The organism is Paenibacillus sp. plas6, from assembly GCF_057221655.1.
This window is the reverse complement of the sequence record NZ_CM170151.1, coordinates 483,179-490,000: the sequence shown is the minus strand read 5'-3', so window position 1 is coordinate 490,000 and position 6,822 is coordinate 483,179. Positions and strand designations below refer to the sequence as shown.

At 46.0% G+C, this 6,822-nt stretch carries 3 protein-coding genes, 6 tRNA genes and 1 rRNA gene (1 of these 10 running past the window's edge); 9 read left to right on the top strand and 1 reads right to left on the bottom strand.

The features are described 5' to 3' along the window. From AC2TDL_RS02360 to pdaA, 8 genes are all read left to right on the top strand, one after another. A 23S ribosomal RNA gene (locus tag AC2TDL_RS02360) occupies positions 1–2,661 on the top strand (it extends 397 nt beyond the left edge of the window). Positions 2,662–2,748: 87 nt separating this feature from the next. After that, positions 2,749–2,824, top strand: a tRNA-Asn gene (locus AC2TDL_RS02355). Between the two features lie 4 nt (positions 2,825–2,828). Further along, positions 2,829–2,919 (top strand) — tRNA-Ser (locus AC2TDL_RS02350). A 116-nt stretch (positions 2,920–3,035) separates the two neighbouring features. Next, positions 3,036–3,110: transfer RNA gene (locus tag AC2TDL_RS02345), tRNA-Glu, on the top strand. 4 nt (positions 3,111–3,114) lie between these two features. Then, positions 3,115–3,190, top strand: a tRNA-Thr gene (locus AC2TDL_RS02340). A gap of 5 nt (positions 3,191–3,195) precedes the next feature. Next, a tRNA-Gly gene (locus AC2TDL_RS02335) sits at positions 3,196–3,270 on the top strand. Between the two features lie 3 nt (positions 3,271–3,273). Next, positions 3,274–3,350, top strand: a tRNA-Pro gene (locus AC2TDL_RS02330). 181 nt (positions 3,351–3,531) lie between these two features. Next, positions 3,532–4,284: a delta-lactam-biosynthetic de-N-acetylase gene (gene pdaA, locus AC2TDL_RS02325; RefSeq protein WP_484700998.1), complete on the top strand. Its 753-nt coding sequence runs from the start codon at positions 3,532–3,534 to the stop codon at positions 4,282–4,284. 84 nt (positions 4,285–4,368) lie between these two features. On the opposite strand, the gene yhbH is transcribed toward pdaA, so the two are convergent. Continuing rightward, positions 4,369–5,517 carry a sporulation protein YhbH gene (yhbH, locus tag AC2TDL_RS02320; protein ID WP_484698495.1) on the bottom strand — a complete coding sequence of 383 codons (1,149 nt, stop codon included), beginning with the start codon at positions 5,515–5,517 and terminating at the stop codon, positions 4,369–4,371. A 141-nt stretch (positions 5,518–5,658) separates the two neighbouring features. On the opposite strand from yhbH, the gene AC2TDL_RS02315 reads away from it, so the two are divergent. Beyond that, positions 5,659–6,822, top strand: a complete 1,164-nt coding sequence (locus AC2TDL_RS02315) for an exonuclease SbcCD subunit D (protein WP_484698493.1) — start codon at positions 5,659–5,661, stop codon at positions 6,820–6,822.

Here is a 6,822-nt window from a genome sequence, read left to right as displayed (position 1 = left end):
TTCTCTCCGAGCTGGATCCTGAGTACGGCGGGACACGTGAAACCCCGTCGGAATCCGGCAGGACCATCTGCCAAGGCTAAATACTCCCTAGTGACCGATAGAGAAGCAGTACCGTGAGGGAAAGGTGAAAAGCACCGCGGGAGCGGAGTGAAAAAGAACCTGAAACCGTGCGCTTACAAGAAGTCAGAGCCCAATTAAGGGGTGATGGCGTGCCTTTTGTAGAATGAACCGGCGAGTTACGTTTGCATGCAAGGTTAAGTTGGGAAGACGGAGCCGCAGCGAAAGCGAGTCTGAATAGGGCGAAAAAGTATGCAGGCGTAGACCCGAAACCGTGTGATCTACCCCTGTCCAGGGTGAAGGTGCGGTAACACGCACTGGAGGCCCGAACCCACGCACGTTGAAAAGTGCGGGGATGAGGTGGGGGTAGCGGAGAAATTCCAATCGAACTCGGAGATAGCTGGTTCTCCCCGAAATAGCTTTAGGGCTAGCCTTGGAGTCGAGTATCATGGAGGTAGAGCACTGATTGGGTGCGGGGCCCGCGAGGGTTACCAAGTCTAGTCAAACTCCGAATGCCATCGATATATATCCAGGAGTCAGACAGTGAGTGCTAAGATCCATTGTCAAGAGGGAAACAGCCCAGATCATCAGCTAAGGCCCCCAAGTGTGTGTTAAGTGGGAAAGGATGTGGAGTTGCACAGACAACCAGGATGTTGGCTTAGAAGCAGCCACCATTTAAAGAGTGCGTAATAGCTCACTGGTCGAGTGACTCTGCGCCGAAAATGTAACGGGGCTAAACACACCGCCGAAGCTATGGCAAGTCGTAGGTTTCACTTCTTCTTTGAAGAAGTGTTTAGCGACGATTAACATTCGTCGAAATCAACCGCTAAGGTTGTTCAAGAATTCGACTAAATGTATGTTCTTCAGCTAAACACAAACCATCGAAGTTGAAGTGAAGCCTACGAATTGGGTAGGGGAGCGTTGAATACGGGTTGAAGTCATACCGTAAGGAGTGGTGGACTGTATTCAAGTGAGAATGCCGGTATGAGTAACGAAAAGATAGGTGAGAATCCTATCCGCCGTAAGCCTAAGGGTTCCTGAGGAAGGCTCGTCCACTCAGGGTAAGTCGGGACCTAACGCGAGGCCGAAAGGCGTAGTGGAAGGACAACAGGTTGAAATTCCTGTACCACCGTAGTTGTTTGAGCGAAGGGGTGACGCAGAAGGATAGTGACGCGGACTGATGGATGTCCGTCCAAGCAGTGAGGCTGGTGAGTAGGCAAATCCGCTCATCGAAAGGCTGGGCTGTGATGGGGAGCGAAAATTGCAGTAGCGAAGGTCATGAGTTCAGGCTGCCAAGAAAAGCCTCTAGTGAGACGAAGGTGCCCGTACCGCAAACCGACACAGGTAGGCGAGCAGAGCATGCTAAGGCGCGCGGAAGAACTCTCGTTAAGGAACTCGGCAAAATGACCCCGTAACTTCGGGAGAAGGGGTGCCCCGGTAGGGTGAATAGCCCGAGGGGGCCGCAGTGAAAAGGCCCAATCGACTGTTTAGCAAAAACACAGGTCTGTGCAAAGTCGTAAGACGACGTATACGGGCTGACGCCTGCCCGGTGCTGGAAGGTTAAGGGGAATGGTTAGGCGTAAGCCGAAGCTATGAACCGAAGCCCCAGTAAACGGCGGCCGTAACTATAACGGTCCTAAGGTAGCGAAATTCCTTGTCAGGTAAATTCTGACCCGCACGAATGGCGTAACGAATTGGGCGCTGTCTCAACGAGAGATCCGGTGAAATTTTAATACCTGTGAAGATGCAGGTTACCCGCGACAAGACGGAAAGACCCCATGGAGCTTTACTGCAGCTTGATATTGGACTTTGGTACGATCTGTACAGGATAGGTGGGAGCCTAGGAAGCATGAGCGCCAGCTTGTGTGGAGGCGCCGTTGGGATACCACCCTGATCGTATCGGAGTTCTAACCTGTCGCCCTGAATCGGGCGAAGGGACCGTGTCAGGTGGGCAGTTTGACTGGGGCGGTCGCCTCCTAAAGCGTAACGGAGGCGCCCAAAGGTTCCCTCAGAATGGTTGGAAATCATTCGAAGAGTGTAAAGGCAGAAGGGAGCTTGACTGCGAGACCCACAAGTCGAGCAGGGACGAAAGTCGGGCTTAGTGATCCGGTGGTACCGAATGGAAGGGCCATCGCTCAACGGATAAAAGCTACCCTGGGGATAACAGGCTTATCTCCCCCAAGAGTCCACATCGACGGGGAGGTTTGGCACCTCGATGTCGGCTCATCGCATCCTGGGGCTGAAGTAGGTCCCAAGGGTTGGGCTGTTCGCCCATTAAAGCGGTACGCGAGCTGGGTTCAGAACGTCGTGAGACAGTTCGGTCCCTATCTGTCGCGGGCGTAGGAAATTTGAGAGGAGCTGTCCTTAGTACGAGAGGACCGGGATGGACGTACCGCTGGTGTACCAGTTGTTTCGCCAGAAGCACCGCTGGGTAGCCAAGTACGGAAGGGATAAGCGCTGAAAGCATCTAAGCGTGAAGCCCCCCTCAAGATGAGATTTCCCAAGTAGTAAGACCCCTTGAAGACGACGAGGTAGATAGGCTGGGGGTGGAAGTGCAGCAATGCATGGAGCTGACCAGTACTAATCGGTCGAGGGCTTATCCTAAATGATTCGTAAGATGAAAACTTTCTATCCAGTTTTGAGGGTGTAAACCTTCAAATAGCTGTTCAAGCTATTATAATATTTTAGCGTTCCCTGATAGCTCAGTCGGTAGAGCACTCGACTGTTAATCGAGTTGTCACAGGTTCGAGTCCTGTTCGGGGAGCCAGTATGGAGAAGTACCCAAGTGGCTCAAGGGGACCCTCTGCTAAGGGGTTAGACTGCGTAAGTGGTGCGTGGGTTCGAATCCCACCTTCTCCGCCACGTACTTGTTTTGAAAAAAACAAAAAAAAGTACTTGCAATAATCTAGTGAATATGATAATATAGCACTTGTCGCTGAAATGATAGCTTCAAAGATTGCTAGAATACATAATAATAGGGCCCGTTGGTCAAGGGGTTAAGACACCTCCCTTTCACGGAGGTAACAGGGGTTCGAATCCCCTACGGGTCACCAACTTGCCGCTTTAGCTCAATTGGTAGAGCAACTGACTTGTAATCAGTAGGTTGGGGGTTCAAGTCCTCTAGGCGGCACCACTTTTGCGGAAGTGGCTCAGCGGTAGAGCATCGCCTTGCCAAGGCGAGGGTCGCGGGTTCGACTCCCGTCTTCCGCTCCATTACGGGATGTAGCTCAGCTTGGTAGAGCACCTGGTTTGGGACCAGGGGGTCGCATGTTCAAATCGTGTCATCCCGACCATATCTTTAATAATCGTGACCGAAGTTCATCGAACTTCGGTTTTTTTGTGTTTTCAACGATTGAGATGAATTAACTCCAATCGCTTTGGACAACTTATATAAAAAAGTGAAAAAGATGGAGTGGAGGTTTAATTGTGCGAATTTGCAGAAAAATAGCTTTAGTTATTCTTGCATGCGGGATAATGTTAAGCTTTGGCTCTAGCATAGAGACGAGTGCTGATGGAGAAAAAGCTTATCATTTTGGCTTCAAACGAAGTGTTTCAGGAAGGCTGCCTTCAATCCAAGAGGAAGGCTTTTCCCATATTCTTGATCGTCATGGCGCATTATTTTTAGGAAATACTTCACGAAAAGTGCTGTATTTAACTTTTGATAATGGCTATGAAAATGGTTTTACTTCACCAATCCTTGATACATTAAAAGAAAAAAAGGTGCCTGCTACCTTTTTTGTGACAGGTCATTATGTACAGACTGAGCCCGACCTTATTAAACGGATGGTAGATGAAGGACATATTGTCGGTAACCATTCATGGAGTCATCCTGATATGACAACGATGAGCAATGAACAGATACGACAGGAGTTAGCTAAAGTGCGAGACGGTGTAGCAGCCATTAGCTCACAAAAAACAATGACATATTTGCGACCGCCGCGTGGAATCTTTAATGATCGTGTGCTAGAAATAAGCCGGCAAGAAGGTTATATAACCGTATTTTGGTCACTTGCCTATAAAGACTGGGAAGTGAATAATCAGAAGGGAGCAGAGTATGCTTACCAAAATATAATGAGACAGCTTCATCCGGGAAGTATTATGCTAATCCATTCTGTATCTTGCGATAATGCAGCAGCTCTTCCTCGTGTCATTGACGATGCTCGAGCGATGGGCTATGAATTTGAAAGTCTTGATCAATTAATGGCTGACCGCCTATTGCCATTTTAATTATAGATTCACAAAATTCATTAAAGGCTAAAACCTCAATTTTACATATAATCTTGTAAAATTGAGGTTTTTTAATATCCTTATTCAGACAACTGGCTGCTTAGCAAAGAAGTGGGTAAGTGCCTGGTACACTTGCCCTTTTTCTTTAATAATATAATATTTAAATTTTTTGTTACTAATATGCTTATAGGCGCTCATTAGCGTGCTGCTACGGTTATATTGATTTATTTCTCCATAGCCAAACATATTGCAACGTTCCATCAGCTTTTCAATTAGGCGAACACAGCGTTCATTATCAGAGGTTAAATTATCTCCATCCGAGAAATGGAACGGATAAATATTCCACATGGAAGGCGGATAACGTTCATCAATAATATCAAGAGCCTTCTGATAGGCTGAGGAACAAATTGTTCCACCGCTCTCTCCGCGTGTAAAGAAATCTTCTTCTTCGACTTGCTTTGCTTCAGTATGATGGGCGATATAAATAATTTCAACATGTTTATATTTTCTGCGTAAAAAGCGAGTCATCCAGAAGAAAAAGCTACGCGCACAATATTTTTCGAACGCCCCCATCGACCCGGAAGTATCCATTAGCGCGAATATGACAGCATTGGATTGTGGTTTAACAATTTCAGTCCATGTTTTGTAGCGTAAATCATCTGGAGAAATGCCGCCTATTCCTTTTTTACCTGCGTTTGCATTTCGCCGTAAATTTTCGAGTAAGGTTCGTTTTTTATCAATGTTAGACATAATCCCTTTTTTACGAACATCATGGAATACAATTTCAGAAGTTTCTAGCTGCTCTTTTTGCTTTTCTTCAAGATTTGGCAGTTCCATTTCATCAAATAACATATCTTCTAGCTGATCAATGTCGATTTCTGTATCATATACATCCTCTCCAGGTTGATCCCCAGCATTTTGCCCTTGCCCTGGTTTTTTGCCAGCCTGTGGATCTATCCCTATAACATCACCAACCTGTGAGTCTCCATCCCCTTGCCCAACATGCTTTTTCTTATTGTAATTATAAATAAAATGAGCCTCATCTAAGCTTTTAATTGGAACTTTGACCGTTTTTCTTCCATCGGACATAATAATGCTTTCATCAGATATTAGATCTGGCAAATTATTTTTGATTGCTTCGCGGATACGCTGCTGATGACGTGCTTGATCATTATAGCCTTTACGATGCAACGACCAATCTTCGCGTGACACGATAAATAAAGGCTGCTGCATTTTGACTCACCTCATTTCATTTAAGGTATCTTCCGTATAATAGATCCTCATTTGGTGCCATCCACCATGTATTCATTGTATGCATCAATCTAGTAGAAATGATAAACTAATTGATAAGAGCGTTGAGAGAGGAAGGGGAATATGAAGTTATTTCATACTGCTGATTGGCATTTAGGTAAGCTGGTTCAAGGTGTTTACATGACAGAGGATCAGCAATACATCTTAGAACAGTTTATCGCGGATGTGGAGCGAGAGCGTCCAGATGCTGTTATTATCGCAGGGGATTTGTATGATCGAGCGATTCCTCCGACAGATGCTGTTGAGCTATTAAATCATGTGCTAGAGCGTCTAGTATTAAAATTAGGAATTCCTGTGCTTGCGATTGCTGGTAATCATGATAGCCCAGATCGCATTGAATTTGGCGTGAAGCTGATGGAGCGCAACGGTTTATATATGCGGGGACAGCTTCGTTTTCCATTAGAGCCATGTGTGCTTGAGGATGAACATGGCGAGGTTCATTTTTATCTTATCCCGTATTGTGATCCTTCAATTGTTCGTCATTTACTTGGTCAAGAGGATATTCGTTCGCACCAAGAAGCGATGGAAGCGATCGTTAAACATATTATAGAAAATTGGGACGAGTCTGCACGTCATGTGCTTATTGCTCATGCTTTTGTAACTCCATACGGCGAGGCTGAGCCCAATAGCAGCGATGCTGAACGTCCGCTGGCGATTGGTGGAGCTGAATATGTAAGTGCAGAATTATTAAAAGCATTTGATTATGTTGCCTTGGGGCATTTGCATGGAGCACATCATGTAGGTAATCCACGCATTCGTTATTCGGGATCACCGTTAAAGTATTCCATATCTGAAGAAAAACAGGCGAAAGGTTATTTGATCGTTGAGCTTGGAAAAAGTGAGATCGAAGTGAATAAAGCACCGCTGTTTGCACGCAGAGATATGCGTCGCATTGTTGCGTCGATTGACGAAATTGAAAAGCATGAGCGCAACGATGATTATGTATATGTTACGTTAACCGATGAAAATCCAGTTTTATATCCGATGGAAAAAGTAAGAGCGGTATATCCAAATGCAATGCATGTCGAGCGACAAGCAATTAAACGAGTGGTTGAAAATGAGGAATTTGAAGCAGAAGGAATGAAAATGCTGGCAAAGCAGGAGTTAAAGCCGCTTGAGCTGTTTGCAGCATTTTATGAGGAGGTACGAGGGACTCAGCTTACCCCAGAAAAAGAGAAGCTGTTTGCTGAGGCCTATGAACTGCTGCTAAGGGAGAGTGGGGAATAG

Coding starts and splice junctions, on each gene's coding strand:
- yhbH (WP_484698495.1), bottom strand. CDS start 5,517: ATGCAGCAGCCTTTATTTATCGTGTCACGCGAAGATTGGTCGTTGCAT.
- pdaA (WP_484700998.1), top strand. CDS start 3,532: ATGTTAAGCTTTGGCTCTAGCATAGAGACGAGTGCTGATGGAGAAAAA.
- AC2TDL_RS02315 (WP_484698493.1), top strand. CDS start 5,659: ATGAAGTTATTTCATACTGCTGATTGGCATTTAGGTAAGCTGGTTCAA.